This window comes from Nostoc punctiforme PCC 73102 (genome assembly GCF_000020025.1).
Taxonomy (GTDB): Bacteria; Cyanobacteriota; Cyanobacteriia; order Cyanobacteriales; family Nostocaceae; genus Nostoc; species Nostoc punctiforme.
Window position 1 is genome coordinate 7,255,556 of the sequence record NC_010628.1, and the last position, 20,115, is coordinate 7,275,670.

The 20,115-nt window shown below is 42.8% G+C and carries 18 protein-coding genes; 9 read left to right on the forward strand and 9 right to left on the reverse strand.

Features of this window, described 5'->3' with window-relative positions:
* Positions 1-13: 13 nt before the first annotated feature.
* The 8 genes from NPUN_RS29745 to NPUN_RS29775 form a co-directional block, all read right to left on the reverse strand.
* The gene (locus tag NPUN_RS29745) at positions 14-1,522 is read right to left on the reverse strand and encodes an amidohydrolase family protein (RefSeq protein WP_012412115.1); all 1,509 of its coding nucleotides are present in this window, start codon (positions 1,520-1,522) and stop codon (positions 14-16) included.
* A 246-nt stretch (positions 1,523-1,768) separates the two neighbouring features.
* Positions 1,769-2,014 carry a hypothetical protein gene (locus tag NPUN_RS43715; protein WP_052304662.1) on the reverse strand — a complete coding sequence of 82 codons (246 nt, stop codon included), beginning with the start codon at positions 2,012-2,014 and terminating at the stop codon, positions 1,769-1,771.
* On the reverse strand, positions 2,011-2,829 hold the full coding sequence (locus tag NPUN_RS29750; protein WP_052304663.1) for an ABC transporter substrate-binding protein: 819 nt from the start codon (positions 2,827-2,829) through the stop codon (positions 2,011-2,013). The genes NPUN_RS43715 and NPUN_RS29750 overlap by 4 nt, the downstream gene beginning before the upstream one ends.
* Before the next feature lie 329 nt (positions 2,830-3,158).
* The gene (locus NPUN_RS29755; RefSeq protein WP_041565710.1) at positions 3,159-3,488 is read right to left on the reverse strand and encodes a 4Fe-4S dicluster domain-containing protein; all 330 of its coding nucleotides are present in this window, start codon (positions 3,486-3,488) and stop codon (positions 3,159-3,161) included.
* Entirely contained in the window at positions 3,485-5,107 is a 1,623-nt protein-coding gene (locus tag NPUN_RS29760; RefSeq protein ID WP_012412117.1) for an FAD-dependent oxidoreductase, read from the reverse strand. The genes NPUN_RS29755 and NPUN_RS29760 overlap by 4 nt, the downstream gene beginning before the upstream one ends.
* Positions 5,108-5,428: 321 nt before the next feature.
* Positions 5,429-6,439 carry a glycosyltransferase family 2 protein gene (locus NPUN_RS29765; protein WP_012412118.1) on the reverse strand — a complete coding sequence of 337 codons (1,011 nt, stop codon included), beginning with the start codon at positions 6,437-6,439 and terminating at the stop codon, positions 5,429-5,431.
* A gap of 108 nt (positions 6,440-6,547) precedes the next feature.
* On the reverse strand, positions 6,548-7,258 hold the full coding sequence (locus NPUN_RS29770) for a TVP38/TMEM64 family protein (protein WP_012412119.1): 711 nt from the start codon (positions 7,256-7,258) through the stop codon (positions 6,548-6,550).
* Positions 7,259-7,675: 417 nt separating this feature from the next.
* The gene (locus NPUN_RS29775; protein ID WP_012412120.1) at positions 7,676-9,571 is read right to left on the reverse strand and encodes an iron uptake porin; all 1,896 of its coding nucleotides are present in this window, start codon (positions 9,569-9,571) and stop codon (positions 7,676-7,678) included.
* Positions 9,572-10,040: 469 nt separating this feature from the next.
* Here NPUN_RS29775 and NPUN_RS44295 point away from each other — a divergent pair, with 469 nt between their 5' ends.
* From NPUN_RS44295 to NPUN_RS29805, 7 genes are all read left to right on the forward strand, one after another.
* Positions 10,041-10,166 (forward strand): hypothetical protein, encoded by a 126-nt coding sequence (locus tag NPUN_RS44295; RefSeq protein ID WP_272913942.1) that lies wholly within the window; start codon positions 10,041-10,043, stop codon positions 10,164-10,166.
* A 266-nt stretch (positions 10,167-10,432) separates the two neighbouring features.
* Entirely contained in the window at positions 10,433-11,581 is a 1,149-nt protein-coding gene (ssuD, locus tag NPUN_RS29780; RefSeq protein ID WP_012412121.1) for an FMNH2-dependent alkanesulfonate monooxygenase, read from the forward strand.
* An 86-nt stretch (positions 11,582-11,667) separates the two neighbouring features.
* Entirely contained in the window at positions 11,668-12,495 is an 828-nt protein-coding gene (gene ssuC, locus NPUN_RS29785; RefSeq protein ID WP_012412122.1) for an aliphatic sulfonate ABC transporter permease SsuC, read from the forward strand.
* Positions 12,496-12,612: 117 nt separating this feature from the next.
* A complete protein-coding gene (locus NPUN_RS29790) occupies positions 12,613-13,383 on the forward strand; it encodes an ATP-binding cassette domain-containing protein (protein WP_012412123.1) in 771 nt (256 codons plus the stop codon).
* A 439-nt stretch (positions 13,384-13,822) separates the two neighbouring features.
* Positions 13,823-14,770 carry a D-2-hydroxyacid dehydrogenase gene (locus NPUN_RS29795; RefSeq protein ID WP_012412124.1) on the forward strand — a complete coding sequence of 316 codons (948 nt, stop codon included), beginning with the start codon at positions 13,823-13,825 and terminating at the stop codon, positions 14,768-14,770.
* 88 nt (positions 14,771-14,858) lie between these two features.
* Positions 14,859-15,809, forward strand: coding sequence for a D-2-hydroxyacid dehydrogenase (locus NPUN_RS29800; protein WP_012412125.1), 951 nt, complete (start codon positions 14,859-14,861; stop codon positions 15,807-15,809).
* Between the two features lie 546 nt (positions 15,810-16,355).
* Entirely contained in the window at positions 16,356-17,702 is a 1,347-nt protein-coding gene (locus NPUN_RS29805; protein WP_012412126.1) for an NAD(P)/FAD-dependent oxidoreductase, read from the forward strand.
* A gap of 9 nt (positions 17,703-17,711) precedes the next feature.
* On the opposite strand, the gene NPUN_RS42225 is transcribed toward NPUN_RS29805, so the two are convergent.
* On the reverse strand, positions 17,712-17,879 hold the full coding sequence (locus tag NPUN_RS42225) for a hypothetical protein (protein ID WP_167315678.1): 168 nt from the start codon (positions 17,877-17,879) through the stop codon (positions 17,712-17,714).
* A 497-nt stretch (positions 17,880-18,376) separates the two neighbouring features.
* Here NPUN_RS42225 and NPUN_RS29810 point away from each other — a divergent pair, with 497 nt between their 5' ends.
* Both NPUN_RS29810 and NPUN_RS29815 read left to right on the forward strand, forming a co-directional pair.
* Positions 18,377-19,138 (forward strand): PPC domain-containing protein, encoded by a 762-nt coding sequence (locus NPUN_RS29810; protein ID WP_012412127.1) that lies wholly within the window; start codon positions 18,377-18,379, stop codon positions 19,136-19,138.
* Between the two features lie 155 nt (positions 19,139-19,293).
* On the forward strand, positions 19,294-20,094 hold the full coding sequence (locus NPUN_RS29815) for a peptidylprolyl isomerase (protein ID WP_012412128.1): 801 nt from the start codon (positions 19,294-19,296) through the stop codon (positions 20,092-20,094).
* Positions 20,095-20,115: the final 21 nt, after the last annotated feature.

Here is a 20,115-nt window from a genome sequence, read left to right on the forward strand (position 1 = left end):
TTTATCGCGTCTCTTAGCTTAATTTCCCAGCCAAAAATTCATCTGCGGTTTTCTCCACAGCCGTACCCTTAAAAAAGTCACGATTCAGGCTGGTGTACAACTCCAAGGGATGAATTGACAGAAAATATTGCAAATCTTCTTCGCTGATAATCTTGCGTTCTACCATTGAATAGGTATTAGCTGCGATCGCAGTAATATCAGGTACGTCCCAATGACCGGAATCAGAACCCAAAAATGCTTTAACTCTATCGCCATAAGGGTTAGCTTTCCGGTTAAAAGCTTGAGCTACACGGGTATCATCGGATTCTGTGCCGAAGTAGAAATGATTCAAGAAGCGATCGCGGATATCCTCTGGCTTCGTTACTCCTGCAACAGCGAATTCATCCAAATCACCTGGTTCTAGGGGAGATACTAAGTCAGCGTGGAAACCTAAACCACTGCCTAGTTGATCCAAACGACCATGTACTAATTCACCACCATAGCGGGTATAAAATTCTAGCAGTTCTTCATAATTAACATTGGCAGGATTGTTATTTTCCACCAAATGATCTTTATTGCGAGTATCCCAGTGCCAAATCAAATCGGTGTACAAACTAGCACCCCAAGCTGCACCTCCTTCTAAAAAGGCAAACTTGAGTGTGGGGAAGCGGTGAGTTACACCACCAAAGAATAAAGATTTACATAGTGCTTCCCCAGCCGATGCAAAGTGACCAATATGGTTGTATTGGTAATTGCTAATGGAACGCCGATTGATCCAGCCCATACCGGAAGAGTGGGTGGTGGGGACAACTTTCAGTTCTACGCACTTCGCCCAGAAGGGATCGTAATCATATTTACTATCTAAGCCAAAAGTGTCAATCCAGATGGCTTCGTTGGCTACTTCTTCGCCATACTTCTCGAAGGCGGGAATTGGGCGGCGGACATGTCCGGGGATTTGAATAGCTTTGAGTCCCAGCACTTTCACCGCATATTCCAATTCTGCGATCGCCTCTTCGGGCGTATTCATGGGAATAGCGGCAATGGGTGTTAAGCGATCGCTATAAGAGCGGAAAATATCAGCGTGATACGTGTTAGTTGCACGACAAACAGCTCGCCGCATCTCTTCATTGCCGATGTGTGGAGCCATCGTTGCCAAGTTGGGGTACACAACGGCAAAGTCTGTACCAGCTTCTTGCAAGCGTTCGTGCAGCAACTTCGGCAAACTAACGGTGGCTAAATTTAAAGCGTCGTTAGTGGGACGAGTCCAGAAAGGAGGGCGGGCGGTGCGGTAAGTGCGGCGTTCATCCCAAGATTGCTTAAACCATTTAGAGCGAGATGCACCGGGTAAGTGTTCTTGAAAACGCTGTGCGATGCCTTCGGCAAGAGCAAAGCTCAACGCAGTTCCAGCAACTTGCTCTAAATAATCCAAGAATGCTGGGGGAAACTCTTGGGTATGCACATCGGTGTCAATGATCGGATAACCTAGTTTTTCCCGAATTTGAGCAGACTTGGTTTTTCTGGGACGGTCTAATGCAATAGTCATAGGTTCTACCTGATTTTTCAATTGGATTGGGTAGATAGTCAATGCTGATTCAGAAGGTTGTTTACTCTCTTCTCAACAGCAATTCTTTTGAAGAAGTTGGGATTTTTCTTTATATGTGGCGTGATTAGTAAAGATAAAATCTCGAAAATCAGCTTCACTGATAATTTCCTTCTCCATAAATTCTCTCTGCGTTCTCTGCGCCTCTGTGGTTCGTTAAAAAAACTTTAATCAACAAGATAAATAAAATTAATGCGGCTGTTCATTAACAACCCAATCTGTTAATTTAAAGTCCGACTTTGCTAAACCCTGCGAGACTAAAAATTTCTTCGTCCCCTCTAAAAGTTTCACTCCCTCGGCTGGTAATGGTTCTTCTGATACCTGTTTGAGTGGGAACGATACTTTTATAATATCGATGGGATATTTAGTAATTTGAGCATGATACTGATAATCTTCTTCAGAATTAGCTTTTAAATCCTTCGCTGCTTCTGTCATGTCAGAATTGCATTAAATTTTTCTGGGAAATCAGGCTGTTTCACCAGAAAACTTTCAGTTGCGACAACTAATGATGTCCCTGATAGACCCTGATGATTTGCAGAAGAATCAATCACTGGAAACCCTTGCGATTTCAAATAAGGCCCCATATCGCTAGACGTTGCATAAGCTGCTACATCACCACGTTCTAAAGCCGCTTTTGCCTCAGTAGTCATCAAGTGGACAACTTTTACATCTTTGGCAATTTTAGCTTCAGCTAATAGACCCAGCAGGTATCTATGCATATAAGAACCTTTTTTAGTAGCTATTTTTTGACCCTTAAGTTCAGCAAGCGATCGCGGCCCATTTTTTTTCGCCACCAACCAGGCGGTTGTATTAAATTGGCTAATCCTTAACAACCGGGTTTCCTGACCCCTAGCTTTCAAAACTATGGCTGGTGTATCCCCTAAAGAACCAACATCTAATTGTCCAGCGACAAGCGCCTCATTTAGATTCGGCCCATTAGGAAACCTTGCAAAAGTAATGTTTTTAAATCCTGCTTTTTGCAACTCACGATCTAAAATTCCTTTTTTCTTGGCCCAACCCAGCGATCCTGTAGGTTCTGAATTACCTACATAACCTATTCGTAGGGTAGAAATGTTGTTAGATGCAACAGCATTATTCACATTAATAGCCTCAATGGATTGAGCAGATTTAGTTTTGTCTTGGCTACACGCTGTAGTTAGTAGCAGTAGAATACAAGCCACTGAGGTTGATAATCTGGAAGTAAATTTATTTTTACTGATAGAACCTGTTCCTACTTTGAACGACAGCATGACTTTTTTCTCCGCCGTACTATACGCCGTGTGTAACTTTCTCTCAGACCTAACCCCAACCCCTTCCCTACAAGGGAAGGGGAGCAAGAATCAAAGCCTCTCTACCTGTGCTGTGGGGGCTGCGGTGTATACACAAGTCTGAAATACCTGATGAATCTGGATTTTACCCCACCCTAACCCTCCCCTTGGAAACGGGAGGGAACTAGATTTCCTATTTCCCCCCTTTATAAGGGGGGATTAAGGGGGGTAATTCGAGTTGTGTAACACCGTAGCCCTGTGGGGGAGAGGAATGGAAGCAGGTTTCTAAGGATAAGTTGCACATTGCATTACTATTTCATCTGCTTCAGAATTTGGAATGTTTGATCCGCTTTTGCTGTTGATGTACGTTTGTGTCCCCAACCGATTTTTTCCCGATAACTACCCAGTAGCCCAACTTGTGCCAATTCTGCCTCGTTGACTGAAGCCGTCACATCGCTTTCTGGTGCAACATAAAGAGCATCAACTGGACAATACAATTCGCACATATAACAGGTTTGGCAGTCACTCTGTCGAGCAATGGTTGGCGGCGCATCAGCTATACGGTCAAACACGTTGGTTGGACAAATATTCACGCAGATATTACATTTTATGCACCGCGATTCGCTGACCAACTCAATCACACTGCTGCTCCTATTTTAGATAAAGGCTTTTCTGTACTTAGTGGCTGATTCTTCACCCAGACTCGATCTAATCCGCCACTAATCAGGTGATGTTGCAGGTTAGCATCAAGTTCTGGATAGTCTTGATGTTTGTGCATACCACGAGTTTCTTTACGTTCAATGGCACTGCTATACATCCATCGTGCTGTGGCTACCATTGCCGTAGCTTCTCGCGCCCGGATTAGCTCTTTATCTGATGTTACCTGGCTACTGCGGAGTTCTTGCCAAAGATAATTTAGCTTACCCAAAGACTCAGTTAAGCCTTGTTCTGTACGGAAATAGTTCTTTTCGTAAGGGAATACTTCGGCTTGGACTGCCTGAATAATTTCATCAGTTGCCAAGGTTTGAGAGCGATCGCTCCCACTCTGTAATCCTACCTCTCCAACACCCTTAACATGGCGTTTAGTTTTGTATTCTCCCAGACTGCGGCTATATTCGGCAGCCGATTTCCCCGACCAATAGCCAGAAGATATTGCCCAAGCCGCGTTGTGACTACCACCGCCAGTAAATCCGCCACAAATCAGTTCCCGTGTAGCGGCATCTCCAGCCGCATAGAGTCCCCGTACAGAACTGGCACAACTCTCATCTACAATCCGAATTCCACCCGTACCGTGCACAGTTCCTTCTAGGCGCAGAGTCACAGGAAAACGTTGAGTAAATGGATCGATACCTGCACGGTCAAAGGGTAAAAAGAAGTTGGGCTGTGCTAAACGCATAGATGGCCGCATCGATTCTGCCGCTTTGTCTATGATGGCGTAAACTGGCTGTTGTAGTAATGTCTGAGCAATTACTGACCGTCTATGAGAACTTGCCCCCGGAATCACAGTACCGTCTTCGTAGGTGAAGGTTGCCCAATTATAAAACAGGGTTTTGGTGACTGAAGAAAAGGCGGGAGAGATGCCGTAAGCATTGGAAAATTCCATACCCGACATCTCGGCTCCAGCTTCTGCCGCCATCAGATAACCATCCCCTGTCAGGACGTTGCATCCTAACGCTTTACTGAGAAACGCACAGCCACCAGTTGCGATAATTGTGGACTGCGATCGCACTATCCATTTACTACCTGTCTGACGGTTCACACCTGTTGCACCAGCAACAGCATCATCGTCATCTACCAGTAGTTCTAAGGCGGGGCTGTTATCTAAAATCTTGACTCCTGCCCGTTGAATTTGTCGCCGCATCAGCCGCATATACTCAGGCCCTTGCAGCGATCGCCGGTAGGGTTTGCCTTCATCGTCGGTAGGGAAGGGATAACCCCACTCTGCTAACTGATTGACGTTTGCATAGGTCCGATCCAGTACTCGATCCATCCAATTGCGATCGGACAAAAACCCACCCAATGATTCCCGACTCGCCTTTGCAGTTTCTCGTGCTTCTGGATCGGGTGGCACATACCACACACCATTACCAGATGCCGCAGCACATCCAGTCGTACCACAGTATCCTTTGTCTACGAGGATAACTCTAGCTCCACTTGATGCAGCACTCCAAGCCGCCCAAGTTCCAGCTGGCCCGCCTCCAATCACAAGCACATCTGCTTCTAAGTCGAGTTCAAAATCGGTTGTTAACGTCTTCAGCATTTACAATTTTCCCCCATCGATAAAGTCTTAAGCATCAAGTTTTCACCCCATCGATGCTGCAAAATATTCAGAAATCTGTTTGCCCATTTACTTGAGGACTTCTCAGTAGCCTCGATTTATGGCTTTTTAAGCCAGACAAACTTAAATACTTTAACTCGATCAATAAACCGTAGTTTTTGACATAACAAAGCTTTTCACAGTTTGAGGTAAAAAGCAAGTATTTTAACAAATTCAAATGTAAATTTATCAAAACAGAATTTAGGAGTCAGAATGGATTCTGTACAACTAGCAGATAGCGAACCCGCGAATGGTAAAAATATTTTAAGAATCCTCATCCCTTTTAGAGTAGGGAGCCTCAACTAGTTTGTCGGCATTATTTGTTGAATTAGAGGATTTGGGATAGAAGCCACCTACCTCTGCCAAAGTATAAAGGGGTCTAGCTTTAACTTCTTCATAGATACGCCCTATATATTCGCCTAAGATGCCAACACTGACTAACTGCACAGATCCGAGAAAGAAAATTGCCATCAAAATAATCGTGAACCCAGTTAAAGGTGAATGGGGGAGAAAAAGCCGCCAATACAAGATTAATAAAGCCATGAAGATGGCTGCCGCCGCCGCTATTAAGCCTAAGTAAGTTGATAACCGCAGTGGCACTATTGAAAAGGATACTAGACCATTAATGGCAAGGGCCAAGGATTTGCTAAAAGTGTATTTAACTTCCCCAGCAAAGCGGGGATCGCGCTCAAATCGAATTGCCGTTTGCTGAAAGCCAACCCAAGAACGCAGACCACGAATATAGCGGGTGCGTTCTGGCATAGAATTGAGAATATCTACGATTTGTCGATCCATTAAACAAAAATCACCAGTATCAGTAGGAATATCTACATCTGCAAGCTTCTTGAGGAGGCGATAAAAGGAGTAGGCAGTAAAACGTTTAAACCATCCTTCCTTGAGGCGTTGAGTGCGTTGAGCGTAGACGACCTGATAGCCTTGTCGCCATTTTTCAATCATGTCTGGGATTAGTTCTGGCGGATCTTGTAAGTCAGCATCAAGGATGATAATAACTTGACCTCGAACAAAATTGAGACCGGCAGTAACTGCAATTTGATGACCAAAGTTACGAGCAAAGCTCAGGTAGCAAATGCGTGGGTCTTTTTGATGGAGTTCTCGCAGTAGTTGTAAGGAGCGATCGCGGCTACCATCATTGATTAAAATTAATTCGACAAGACCATCTAGCCGATTCATTACTGCACTTAGTCTGCGGTATAGTTCGGGTATAATTTCTTCTTCGTTATAAATTGGAACAATCAATGAATACTTTGGTAGCATCTAGGAATTCCGTTTAATTTTGCAACAGCCAAGCTGACAGACTGCTTCTCATGATAAAGGGTTTGGTTCTCAGTATACTTAGCAAGATTCAAGTCATATTGTTATAGTTTATTTATTCTTTGGGTTGATGTCATCTGAAGATTCAGATTCTTTAAGGCTTTCTACAGCTTTTTTAGGAAAAGTTCGACGATGGCGATACCAAGTAGACCCTGCTACCAGTATTCCAGTTAAACCCAAAGCGAGTACTAGCGGCAAAAAATCACCTGTTTTGACTGCTTTCAAACCAGAACTACCTAGTAGTACAAAAGGTAAGACACTAGGAACAGTACCAAGTGTTGTGCCTATAACATAATCTTTAAAGCTAATCGAAGTCAGTCCAGCAACAAAGTTTACTAAGCCATAAGGCATGATTGGTACTAGTCGGATGGCAAACATATAAAAAAGTCCTCCACGCCGTACCTCAGCATCCATAGCTTGCCAGCGTCCTGCTAGTCGTTTTGCAACTGTTTGCCGTCCAATGGTTCTAGTAAAAACGAAAGCAATTATTGCGGCAATTATTGCTCCAACACTAGTCCAGAAAGTACCCAGCCAAGGGCCAAAAATTGCACCTCCAGTTAAATTCAACACTGTTGAGGGCAGAACTAACATAGTTGCCACAACATACAAAGCAACATAAATAATCGGTGCCCAGATACCAGAAGATTTCAGCAAAGCCTGAATTTGTGCTGGTTCAATGCCGCCAATCAGATATACTGCTATACCAGTTGCAATTATGCAACTCAGTGTGAGTAGTAAAATACCAGTTTTCAAGTTCCACACTAGAACTCTACTCCTACTTTTTTTGTAACACAAGCCATCTTTCGCAAATATCCCTTTTAATTAACTCGCATAAACGAGTCAAAAACGAAATGTCCTCAAGATGTTTTTCACAGCCGGAAGAATCTTGAGAACAGTTAAGTTTTTGACAATCCATTATAAGGATATGCGAGTGTAGCGATATTTGTTTAGTCTGGGGAGTGTCAACAAAGAGGAAAGGGGGCAGGGGACAATGGGCAGGGGAACAAGGGGCATGGGGCATCGAAAAGAGACATAGGAGACAAGGAAGAGGGGGGAGACAAGGGAGAAACTTGAATAATTCTCCCCTTATCCTCCCTGCTCCCCTGCTCGCCCTGCTCCCCTGCCCCCTTGCCTCTTCGGCCAAAGTTCTACATTACTAGAAAACCTAAGTTTTCCCGATTAAAACCTAAAGACAGTACGAACCCAAGCAAATAAACTATCAGGATTGCTGGCATCAGAGTCCGGTGCAGTAATCCAGATCAAACCCGGTGTCACCTCAATATTATCTCCGATTTTATATTGGTAAAATGCCTCAACGTGCAAGGAGGTATCTTTGTCTGCTTGTCCAGCACCTGCTCCCAAATTTACACTTTGACTGAGCCTAGTAAGTTTCGGCTCCATACCAACTAAAATCCCCCCTAAAGCACCCTCACTAAACAGATCCGGGAATGCTAGTCCTACGGCCCAATCCATTGCACTACCATCACCGCGCCCTAAATAGCGGTGCGCTCCATAACTTATCCACCCATTAATTGCCAACTTGGAATTAACTTGATAGAACGCTTGTAGACCATAAAGATTGGCTACAGTTCCCGCTCCAGGTACGGTGCTGTTTACCAGGTTACTACCGACTGCTGGGCCGAAGTTTGTTCCACTTAGACCTTGGGTATTTGCTGGACTATAAGTATTGACGTAAGTTGCCGCCACCCGAAAATTTCGATTAGAGGAGTAGTAGATTATCTGTGCCAGAGCTAAATACCTGCCTGTAAATAAGCCATTATTAGCTGTGGGATTACCGCCGTTTGGTGCGCTGTACGCTATCCCCACTTGAACCTGTTTGCCTAATTTTTGGAGTATGGCAATTCCGGGTCCGCTATCTCCATAGTTATAGACCAAAGACCGCCGTGAAAATCGTGAAATTCCATTAGCGCCGGTTGCAGAAGACGATTCAAAATATGGATTGATAGGGCCAGAAAGACCTATCTCACTAGCTCCATCAGATAGGGCATAAATGTTAACTTGAGTATCTGGATTAGGTAAAAAACGATATCGCACGCCACCGAGAAGAATAGTATTACGTGCAAAGGTAATACTGGAGTTATCAGCAGTTCTCCCCTCAAAAGTTCCTAATAATCCAGCTCTTGTTTGTCCTAATGATTCAATATTTCCACCTGACAGCGATAAGCTTAGTGAATCTTTACCGTTAAAACTAGTGTTTAACCGTAAAGTCGTTGAACCTTGAAGTGTGGCATTGCGAGGTGCAGGTCTTTTGGTAACGACATTATTGCCAGCCAGAACCGAGCCAAGAACAATCTGCGCTCGACCTATAAGTTTAGTTGTAGTTGTAAACTGATTTGCCTCTAATTTCGCAGTCCGCGTTTCCAAGTTATCTAAGCGTCCCCGAAATTGAGCAAGTTCTGGAGAAAATTGTTCTTGTAGTTTTTTGATGGCATCCAAGTCTTCCCGTTTGACCAAATCTGCCGTTGAAGTCGCTATTAATTCATTGAGGCGCTCTAAAGCAGCATTCAACCCAGCAGCAAATTCATACCGTGTTAGGGCACGATTCCCTTTAAATGTGTCATCTGTATATCCAGCAATTACACCGTAGCGCTCCACCAAAGACTGTAATGCTTGAAATGCCCAATCTGTGGGTAAAACATCTGACAATTGGGAGACAGATGTTACTTGTCCCGCAGAATTATTTGTAGCTTTTTTATTAGTCGGCGGTGCAACTTCCAACAATTGCGAAACAGGTGTGACTCGTTCTGGGTTGGTAGCTTTTTTACTAGTTAGCGGTGGAATTGAAGAAGAAGGTAGGACGCAGGATAGCGCACAGAAAGCAGGAGGGGATGCGACCTCTCCTGACCCTTTGTCTCCTGCCTCTATCATTGAAGTTTCTAGTGTTTGATTGACAATTGCTTCTGGAGCTTTGTTCACTTCTGCTTCAGCAGTAGATACATCAGATTTAGGGAGTTCAGCGTGACTTTTGGCTGGATAAAAAACCAAAATGGCTAGAATATCTAGCAACAATATCAGGAACATTGTGTATCTATAATTAGAGCGAAAATTCGACATTACTCTTGAACTCCTCAACCTGAAAAACGAATAAATTAGCTCTAGCTTTGACAGACAAACTAGCAGAAATTAATGATGAAATATTTGTGCTAAACCATTAGTTAATGAGTTAGCAAAGGTTCTCCTGGCGATAAAAGTGCAAATCCCCGATAAATACCGCAACCATTCCTAAGCAGTTGAATGTAGACTCCAAAATTCATAAAAAATTCTCAAAACAAAATTCAAAATTCGGTTTGATATTGGAGTGCGACTGGTGAGATAATGCAACAAAATTCATCAACGGCTACTGGCATCGACTAAATCTTGAATTTAATTCAAGCTACTGATTGACAATTAACATTAGCTGAATACACTAATTAGTAAGCAGCTAGATTTCACAATCTGAATTGTTAAGAAAAGCCCATAAAACGGTAAGTCGATAGATTTACCGGATTTTGCGTAAAATTATCTTTGCATAGAGCTTGTTACAATGCAAGACCCAGTATTTATTCATGAAGAGAAAATATATCAAAATTATTGGCTAGGTCAACTCAACCCAAGTAACTGCGTTCGCGTAGCGTGCCGTAGGCGATCGCCGCAGATAGTCACTCGCTAAAAATCCCATAAATAAATTTATGGGAATTCCTATTGCCTCTTGCCTCCTTTTTGCCTTACTCGATTAAAAGTTGTATTTTCCAACACAGCAATTCTGGCTACAAAAGTGTCAAAATTACCGACTAAGGAGTTCGTTATTCAGGCAGCCCTTTTTTACTAATGGTTAAATTAGGCTTGATTTTTAGATAATATCGGGTAAAATTTTGACTATAAAATACGGCAATTTGATCGGATAATCGTATATTAAGTTCTCATACCCTGATAGATATGCAAATTCTCTGGTTTATTCCTACTGGATCTCATGACGGACGCTATTTAGGTACAGATATTGGCTCTCGTGTTGCCACACCTGATTATTTGCAGCAAATTGCCCAAGCTGTGGATAGTTTAGGCTACACAGGCGCATTGTTACCTACAGGGAGTTCTTGTGAAGATGCTTGGATAACTGCCGCCGCTTTTATATCTGTCACCAAGCAGATGAAATTTCTCGTGGCAATTCGTCCAGGAATTACTTCTCCAGGTGCTGCTGCACGGATGGCAGCAACATTTGATCGGATTTCTAAAGGAAGATTGTTAATTAATGTGGTGACAGGTGGAGATCCGGTGCAACTCGCTGGGGATGGCTTGCATCTTAATCATGACGATCGCTATGATTTAACCGATGAATTTCTTACCGTTTGGCGGGGTATCGTCAGTGGGGAAACAGTCGATTTTAAAGGAAACTACCTGGATATCAAAGGTGGTAAACTCCTATTTCCACCAGTCCAAAAACCCTATCCACCATTGTGGTTTGGTGGCTCATCTGCGGCTGCAAAGCGCGTTGCTGCTAAACATATAGATGTTTATCTAACTTGGGGCGAACCTCCACAGCAAGTTGCTCAAAAGATTGCTGAGGTTAAACGACTGGCGGCTGAACAAGGTAGAACAGTCCGTTTTGGGATTCGCTTGCATGTAATTGTGCGAGAAACCGATTCTGCGGCTTGGGATGCTGCCAATGAGCTGATTAAGTATGTTGATGAGGATGCGATCGCAAAAGCTCAAAAACACCTAGCTAGTTCTGATTCTGAAGGACAGCGACGGATGAGTCAACTACATAGTGGTAGTCGAGAAACCCTAGAGATTAGCCCCAACCTGTGGACAGGAATTGGATTAGTGCGGGGTGGTGCTGGTACAGCCCTAGTTGGAGATCCCGATACTGTTGCCGCTAGGATGCTGGAATATCAAGATTTGGGCATAGAAACCTTTGTGTTCTCTGGATATCCCCATTTAGAAGAGGCATATCGTACAGCTGAATTATTATTTCCACGTTTACCTTTGCAGAGGGAAACTGCACCGCTAACGCCACCAGTATTGAGTACTGTTAGCGAAATAGTTAGCAGTGAAAAATTTGCTAAACAACTAACGAGTGCTTCATGAATAATTTGTAATTTGCTCTTTAATTACAAATGATGTTGACGATGCTTCTAGATTCATCTTTGCGGAAATCTAAAATCTAAAATCCCATGACTATTACCCTTAAACACAGCAAAAGAAACAATAATATATCCTGGAGCGAGGTATTAGAAAACCCACAAATCGATAAAATAGTTCCCTGGATTGTGCCCGTTTTAATACTAGTATTGTGGGAATTTGCTTCCAGAACTGGTTTACTTTCAACCAGAATTTTACCAGCCCCAAGTGGCGTAATTGCTACAGCCATTAGACTAGCCTCTACCGGAGAACTTTTTCAACATATAGAAATTAGTGCTGGACGGGCGATATCTGGTTTTATAGTTGGTGGCAGTATTGGGTTCGGTTTGGGATTGCTCAATGGCTTTTCCCGTATAGCAGAAAAGTTATTGGATAGTTCTTTGCAAATGCTTCGTACTATCCCTAATCTGGCATTAATTCCCCTGGTAATTCTCTGGTTTGGCATCGGCGATCAAGCTAGACTTTTTTTAGTGTCTATGGGGGTATTTTTCCCGTTATATCTTAATACATTTCATGGCATTCGCAATGTAGATCCTGGACTGATTGAAATGGGAAAAGTCTATGGATTAAAAACCCCACAACTTTTGTGGCAAATTATTTTTCCAGGGGCCTTATCTTCAATTCTCGTCGGTGTCCGTTTTTCCTTGGGGATTATGTGGCTGACATTAATTGTGGCAGAAACGATCGCAGCGGATTCTGGACTTGGTTATATGGCAATGAATGCCCGTGAGTTTATGCAAACTGATGTTGTGGTTTTGAGTATTGTTATCTATGCACTGCTGGGTAAATTAGCAGATGCTGTTGCCAGAGGGTTAGAAACCAAATTCTTGGCTTGGAATCCTAACTATCAAAGGTCATAAAATGAGAAAATCACCAAGGTCAAATATTAAAAACTCTTGATTCTGGGTGTGATTTTCAAATTCAATATTTCACCGAATAATTCAATCTCAATCGTTCTGAAAAATGAGGTTTTGCAAGTGAGTTCTAATGTACAAGGTACGCAACTAAGTATTTTGGATTTGACTAAAGCTTTCGGTAAGAAAACTGTTTTAAACTCGCTCAATTTAGAAGTTGAAGCGGGTGAATTTGTCGCTATCGTCGGACGTAGTGGTTGTGGTAAGAGTACTTTATTGCGTCTGGTGTCAGGGTTAGATAAAGCAACTTCAGGCGGAATACTACTGGATGGAGAACCACTGCGTAGACTCAGCCGCTCTGTAACAGTGATGTTTCAAGACCCCCGCTTACTGCCGTGGAAGCGCGTTGTTCAGAATGTGGGGTTAGGCTTGGAAGGTAATTGGCGTGAAAAAGCTTTGTGGGCACTCGATAAAGTCGGACTCAAAGATCGGGCTGATGAGTGGCCTTATGTCTTATCTGGTGGACAACGGCAACGGGTGTCATTGGCAAGGGCATTAGTTAGCCAGCCCCGTTTGTTATTGTTAGATGAACCTTTGGGAGCATTAGATGCTCTAACTCGTCTAGAGATGCAGGGTTTGATTGAGAACTTGTGGCAAGAGCGGAGATTTACTGCATTTTTAGTGACTCACGATGTAGAAGAAGCTGTGGCGTTGGCAGACCGAGTGATAGTGATTGATGAAGGACGTATTTCTCTCGATCTACCTGTAAAACTTTCACGCCCCCGAGATAGAAGTAGCGAAGTGTTTATCAATATCAGAGAAGCAGTTCTCCAACGAGTAATGAGCAATGAAAGTACTCAGTCAAATAACCAATTGTTGCAGTTGAGTAGTTGAGATTTAGCTTTCGTTAGTTGATTAATGCAATGCTTGAGGTAGCTGTGGTAAAAATAGGCTACTTCGAGAATCAATGTTATTAATATAGTTATCTAATTTGCGAAAAATAATTTTTTATCGAGGCAGGAGACAAGAGTCAGAATTCAATTAGGTATTCTGACCGAAAAAGTGTATGAATAACTGGCGTTTTGCACCTCTGCCAAATGGAAAATTTGGTGGTAACAAATAAGACAGTCGTAGGTCTGAATGAATTTCCTGCCGATAGTGCAGGATCTCGTAGAGAGTATCTTGATTATGAATTCTGACTTCTGAATTCTCTTTCAAAGCAAACCGCAGAGACGCAGAGAACACAGAGAGAATAAAGAGATTCACATATTTATTAGTAAACCAGAAGCAATTTATAGAGATATTTCTGTAAATAGAAAAGAGGTTATCTACCATGAAACTGATTTTACCGCTCGATCTCGTTGCTGACATTGAGCCTCATCTACCGCCTGATACAGAGATTGTCACAGTAGATGTTGAAGGAAATTTAGATGGGGATGCTACTGATGCTGAAGTTTATTTTAGTTGGTTTTTAGCCAGAAGTCCGATACTGCATAAAATAATAGCAGCAGCACCTGCACTGCGTTGGCATCATGCACCAAATGCAGGGGTGAATCATATCCTCACACCAACTTATTTGGAAAGAGATATTATCCTCACCAATGGGGCCGGAGTGCATGGAATTCCGATCGCAGAATTTGCGATCGCTTATATCCTAGCTCATGCCAAACACCTGCCAGAATTATATGCTCTACAGGCGGAACGTCACTGGAAAAGAGGCTTTGCTATCCAAGAATTGACAGATGCTACCTTACTAATTATCGGTGCCGGTGGTATTGGTCAAGAAATCGCCGCCCGTGCTAAACCCTTCGGCTTAAGAATTATTGGCAGTCGCCGTCATCCCCAAGAGCTACCAAATTTTGATAAAGTAGTGGGTGGTGATGAATGGCGAGCGCTCCTGCCAGGAGTTAATTATGTAGTTATTGCAACACCTCTAACTCCAGAAACCAAAGAATTTATTGATGAATCTGTATTGCGATTGCTCCCAAAACATGCCTACCTAATTAATATTGCTCGCGGTGGCGTAATTGATGAATTGGCTTTAATAAAAGCGCTCACAGAAGGTTGGATTGCAGGTGAAGCTTTAGACACAGTTAACTCAGAACCATTACCATCCGAAAGTCCTTTATGGTCACTTCCTAATATCTTTATCACACCTCATATTTCTAGCGATTCCCCAAAAATTAAACAGCGTTCAATAGTACTATTTATCGACAATCTGAAGCGTTACCAAGCTGGTCAACCATTACGAAATGTAGTAGATAAAGAAGCAGGATACTAAACAATTAAAAATTAAAAATTAAAAATGAAGAGGCGTTACCGATTGGGTTACACAATCCAAAATCCAAAATGGAATTAGGGAGTAGCAAATGGTGAAACTGATTTTACCCGATCATCTCATTGCTGATATTGAGCCACACCTACCATCTGATATAGATGTTGTGGAGGTGGATAGTGAAGGTAATCTTGATGGTGATGTCAGTGATGCAGAAGTTTATGTCAACGGATTTTACCTGAAAACTTCTACTCTTGACAAAGTGCTGACAGCAGCGCCCAGGCTGCGTTGGCAACAGTCACCGAGTGCTGGCGTGAATCACATCCTTACGCCAAATTTTTTGCAAAAAGATATTATCCTCACTAATGGCGCGGGGGTTCATGCGATTCCAATTTCGGAATTTGTACTGGCATTCATGCTCTATCACGCCAAGAATCTGCGGAAATTGCAAACTTTGCAGGATGAACACACCTGGGTAAGAGGAGTGTTTCTCGAAGAGCTAGCAGACGCGACTTTATTAATTCTCGGCACAGGGAATATAGGTCAAGCGATCGCATCTCGCGCTAAAGCCTTTGGTGTTAAAGTTTGGGGGAGCCGCCGCCATCCCGAACCCCTACCGAATTTTGATAAAGTAGTGGGTGCTGATGAATGGCGATCGCTCCTACCCGCAGCCGACTATGTAGTAATTGCCACGCCACTAACCCCAGAAACGAAAGGCTTGATCGATGAAGCCGCCTTACGCTCTATGCGTCAGTCTGCTTACTTAATTAATATTGCTCGTGGTGCGATCGTCGATGAAACAGCATTGCTCACCGCACTAAGTGAGGGATGGATTGCAGGTGCTGGATTAGATACAGTGGCTACAGAACCTCTACCACCGGAAAGTCCTTTGTGGTCGTTGCCGAACGCCTTTATCACACCCCATTGTTCAGCCCTGTCACCACGACTGAGAGAGCGCATAGCACAACTGTTTATCGACAATCTTAAACGCTACCAAACCGGTCAACCCTTGCGGAATGTCGTAGACAAGAAAGCAGGATACTGATTGGGAATTGGGAATTGGGCATCGAGAAGAGACATAGGAGACAAGGAAGATGGGGGAGACAAGGGAGAAACTTGAATAATTCTCCCCTTGTCCTCCCTCTCCCCCTGCTCCCCTACCTCTTCGATCGCTCTCCGAACACAAGAATCAAAAGCAATGCTTAAACCTTAGACTAGGGTTAGGTTTGTGGCTTTATTTTCTAGTATGATAAATATTATCATCGCTCTATCGTGAAACTCTTGTGTAGAAAGGATCTCATCCTTTTATCTGAGGAAAGTGACACAAGCTGTTTACGGACGCGCTCGCTTCCGTTATGGATGGGAGAAACAAGCCAAATCCTCTTTCCTCCTGCCTCCTGCCTTCTGCCTCCTGCCTTGTTTCTTGCAAGAGGGATATCTAGAGAAGCAGTCCAGTAGAAGTAGTGAATACTAACTTTGAATACTTTTAGTATTTTTTCAATTGTTCTAAATAAACAGCAACCATTAGCATAATGCTGTTACATCTTTGTTAAGAATAGTTACAAGTTCTTAACACAAGGAAATATCTCGTATGGTAGTCTCACTTGAAAATAATGCACCACATCGGGTTGTCATTGTTGGTGGTGGCTTTGGTGGACTGTATGCAGCAAAGGCTCTGAATGCAGCGAATGTAAATGTTACTCTCATTGATAAACGAAACTTTCACCTATTTCAGCCGCTCTTATATCAAGTTGCCACAGGTACGCTATCACCATCTGATATTTCCGCACCATTGCGATCTGTATTCAGCAAAAGCAAGAATACAAAGGTGTTGTTGGGAGAAGTAAATAATATTGATCCAAAAGCGCAACAAGTTATTTTGGGTGATGAGATAGTACCTTATGATACATTAATTGTTGCCACAGGTGCTAACCATTCCTATTTCGGTAAGGATCACTGGGAAAAAGTTGCTCCTGGCTTGAAAACTGTGGAAGATGCTATAGAAATGCGTCGCCGAATATTTGGCGCATTTGAAGCAGCAGAAAAAGAAACTGATCCTGAAAAACGTTGTGCTTGGTTGAGTTTTGTGATTGTGGGGGGTGGCCCGACTGGTGTAGAGTTAGCAGGTGCGATCGCAGAATTGGCATACAAAACTCTCAAAGAAGATTTCCGCAGCATCGACACTTCAGAAACGAAAATTTTACTATTACAAGGGGGCCCTCGCATCCTCCCACACATGGTGCCAGAGTTATCGGCATCAGCAGCAGTATCTTTGCAAAAGTTGGGTGTAGAACTCCACACTCACACCAGAGTGACAAATATTGAAGGTGATGTTGTTACTTTCAAGCAAGACAATGAATTTACAGAAATTGCCTCAAAAACTATATTGTGGGCAGCAGGTGTCCAAGGTTCCCCAATGGGGAAAGTCTTAGCAGAAAGTACAGGTGTAGAGTGCGATTACTCTGGGCGTGTAATTGTAGAACCTGACTTGTCTATCGAGGGTTATGACAACATTTTCGTAATTGGAGATTTAGCTAACTTCTCCCACCAAGATAGTAAAGTCTTACCTGGTGTTGCACCCGTAGCTAAACAACAAGGAGAGTATGTAGGTAAACTAATTCAACGACGGCTTAAAGGTAAGACTTTGCCACAATTTCATTACAACGATGTGGGTAGTTTGGCGATGATTGGGCAAAATTTAGCTGTTGTAGATTTAAGCTTAATCAAACTCACAGGTTTCATTGCTTGGGCATTTTGGCTATTAGTTCACATCTACTTCTTAATCGAGTTTGACACTAAATTACTAGTAGTATTTCAGTGGGCGTGGAATTATATCACTCGTAATCGTCGCTCTAGATTGATTACAGGTCGGGAAGCTTTTGTAGAAGCAAAAACTGCTAACAATAGGGTGCAAGAGCCTTCTGGGACAGCTCTGTAACTTCGGGTATCACAGCATTTGCCGACTGGTAGAATTGTTAAAGCGGACGAGAGGACGAGAGTACCAAACATCTACCAGATTGGTAAAGTCTGCCAAATTATAGCTAAGGAAAACCCCAAATTTAGGGGCAAGGATGGGTGTTGGCATAGCCTCTTCAAGAACTATGCGTTTTGTCAACTACTTCTACTCGACTAGCGCTGTAGCAGAGGTTCTGAGGTAGAAATATTTATCAACTAAATCAATGTTATCGCTGATAACCTGATATAGCATTTCCTAATCACATGAGGTACATCATAGCCCCCTCCCCGCGTAAGCGAGGAGGGGGTTGGGGTTCTAAGGGTCGAGAACCGCTATAAGACTTTTTATGACTAAACAATACAAAGTACTTGGAATTGACTTTTAAACACCTAACTATAGAAGTCTTTTTCATGCTGTGTTTATTGAAGAAACAGCTTAATTTAGATTCATGGTTAAACAACAGGTTCTGAACACGGCTTGCACAAAACCAAACAACTAAGGCTCTATTGAAAATAAGAAATAATATTTATTTTCATCAAACTCTAAGCCGCTACATTCCAGTAAATGTAGGTTCAAATAGAAAGTTCACATCTGTGCAAACCACAACTTAATCTCAACTTGACCAGATCACAATCAACACCCAAAGGACAAAAAAAATGACACTTTACAATCTTGGTACATTAGGTAGCACCCCTGTTGTCAAAAATAACTTTGATTTAAATGCATCTGAACCCACGGATGTCTTTCAGTTCAAAATCACCAGTGGCAAAAACATCAACCTGTCTCTGACAGACATCAGCGCTGGCGATGATGCCGACATCCAGCTGTTTAAGGACGCTAACCTTAACGGTGTATTGGACGACTTCGACCGAAAAGTTGGACTTGTTTCCAATCAAGCAAGCAACCATGATGACGCGATTAACTTTAAAACTAGCTCAGGTACTTTTTTTGCCGAAGTATCTCGCTTTGCTCCAGGTAGTTCAGGCAATGTCAGTTACGATTTAGCCTTGTCTGCGACTGAACCGTCTGGAACTGTTCCCCTTTCAGCCAGTTTCAGCAACCTTCTACCGAGAGAATTTATAGTTGGTAACCTGTCACATGATGTCACTCGTACAGGTTCCATAGATAACCGCAACACTACTGATGTTTACAGCTTCACTTTGGGAACCTTTGAGGGTGTCAACATTAAATTGAACGGATTAAGCAGCGATGCTGACATCCGGCTGATTCGAGACTTTAACAACAATCGCATCGTTGACGCCGGAGAGGAAATTGCACACTCTACTAATGGAGGTATTAACTCAGAGCTTATTTCCAACTTTACCACCGCTGGTAACTACTTCTTACAGGTCACTGAATTCAATGGTGCCACTAATTACAACCTGACTTTTGACCAGTTCACCACCCCCTTTGCTTAACTTTAGGCATTGGCAGTGATGAGTAGTACTTGAAAGTTTTGTACGGCAATGCTTTCAAGGGTATGCAAATGATGCAAGCGGTACAAATCCATACCTGAACTTTACCGCTTGCATTTCTAAATTTATCTCTGCACGGCGCAAATATTTACACAAATATGAATAAAACATTACAACTAGGCGATGTCTACGACGGGCGTAGCGGCAGCGCCATCTTACCGCCAGAAATTATCCCCTTTTTAGCTAGTTACAATCTAATCCCGCAATTGTTATCTCAGAGCATTATCGAGTCTGCGATCGCACCAATCACCTGTACACCAGCTGAAACATCTCATGCTCTAGAACAATTTTATCAGCAGTGGGATTTAAACAGTGAAGAAAAAATTCAATCTTGGTGCTTACGTTACGGTTTAACTCAAGAACAATTAGAACTTTTTGCAACCCGAAAGCTCAGAGTCGAAAAGTTTAAGCAAATAACTTGGGGACATCAACTAGAATCTTACTTCCTTAAATACAAAAGACATTTTGATAAAGTAATTTATTCTTTAATTCGGACTGATAACAGAGGAACTGCTAACGAGCTATATTTCCGAATTACAGAAGGGGAACAGTCATTTGCTGAGTTGGCGCATGAATATTCTCAAGGCCCTGAAGCTGAGACAAGTGGCATCATCGGCCCAGTGGAAGTTGGTACAATCACCCCAAATTTTGCTCAGTTACTTTGCACAAGTCAAGTGGGTATAGTTCAAGCACCTGTAGCCTTTGGAGAATCATGGGTGATTGTCCGGGTGGAAAAGTTTATAACTGCACAGTTAGACAATTTTATGCGCCAACGATTGCTGCAAGAGAATTTTGAAACTTGGTTTCAACAGCAACTAAGTCAACTTTCGGCAGAAGAGAAAACCTGGATGGGAATCAACACAAAACCAGCACAGGTTCAACAAGCCATCGCTGCATAGAACTTATTAAAATAGGGTGTC

Excerpts from the sequence above, each read along its gene's own strand:
- NPUN_RS29800 (WP_012412125.1), top strand. The coding sequence starts at position 14,859 with ATGGTGAAACTGATTTTACCCGATCATCTCATTGCTGATATTGAGCCA.
- NPUN_RS29805 (WP_012412126.1), top strand. The coding sequence starts at position 16,356 with ATGGTAGTCTCACTTGAAAATAATGCACCACATCGGGTTGTCATTGTT.
- NPUN_RS29815 (WP_012412128.1), top strand. The coding sequence starts at position 19,294 with ATGAATAAAACATTACAACTAGGCGATGTCTACGACGGGCGTAGCGGC.
- NPUN_RS29745 (WP_012412115.1), bottom strand. The coding sequence starts at position 1,522 with ATGACTATTGCATTAGACCGTCCCAGAAAAACCAAGTCTGCTCAAATT.
- NPUN_RS29795 (WP_012412124.1), top strand. The coding sequence starts at position 13,823 with ATGAAACTGATTTTACCGCTCGATCTCGTTGCTGACATTGAGCCTCAT.
- ssuD (WP_012412121.1), top strand. The coding sequence starts at position 10,433 with ATGCAAATTCTCTGGTTTATTCCTACTGGATCTCATGACGGACGCTAT.
- NPUN_RS29765 (WP_012412118.1), bottom strand. The coding sequence starts at position 6,439 with ATGCTACCAAAGTATTCATTGATTGTTCCAATTTATAACGAAGAAGAA.
- NPUN_RS29760 (WP_012412117.1), bottom strand. The coding sequence starts at position 5,107 with ATGCTGAAGACGTTAACAACCGATTTTGAACTCGACTTAGAAGCAGAT.
- NPUN_RS29810 (WP_012412127.1), top strand. The coding sequence starts at position 18,377 with ATGACACTTTACAATCTTGGTACATTAGGTAGCACCCCTGTTGTCAAA.
- NPUN_RS44295 (WP_272913942.1), top strand. The coding sequence starts at position 10,041 with ATGCAAGACCCAGTATTTATTCATGAAGAGAAAATATATCAAAATTAT.
- NPUN_RS43715 (WP_052304662.1), bottom strand. The coding sequence starts at position 2,014 with ATGACAGAAGCAGCGAAGGATTTAAAAGCTAATTCTGAAGAAGATTAT.
- NPUN_RS29750 (WP_052304663.1), bottom strand. The coding sequence starts at position 2,829 with ATGCTGTCGTTCAAAGTAGGAACAGGTTCTATCAGTAAAAATAAATTT.
- NPUN_RS29775 (WP_012412120.1), bottom strand. The coding sequence starts at position 9,571 with ATGTCGAATTTTCGCTCTAATTATAGATACACAATGTTCCTGATATTG.
- ssuC (WP_012412122.1), top strand. The coding sequence starts at position 11,668 with ATGACTATTACCCTTAAACACAGCAAAAGAAACAATAATATATCCTGG.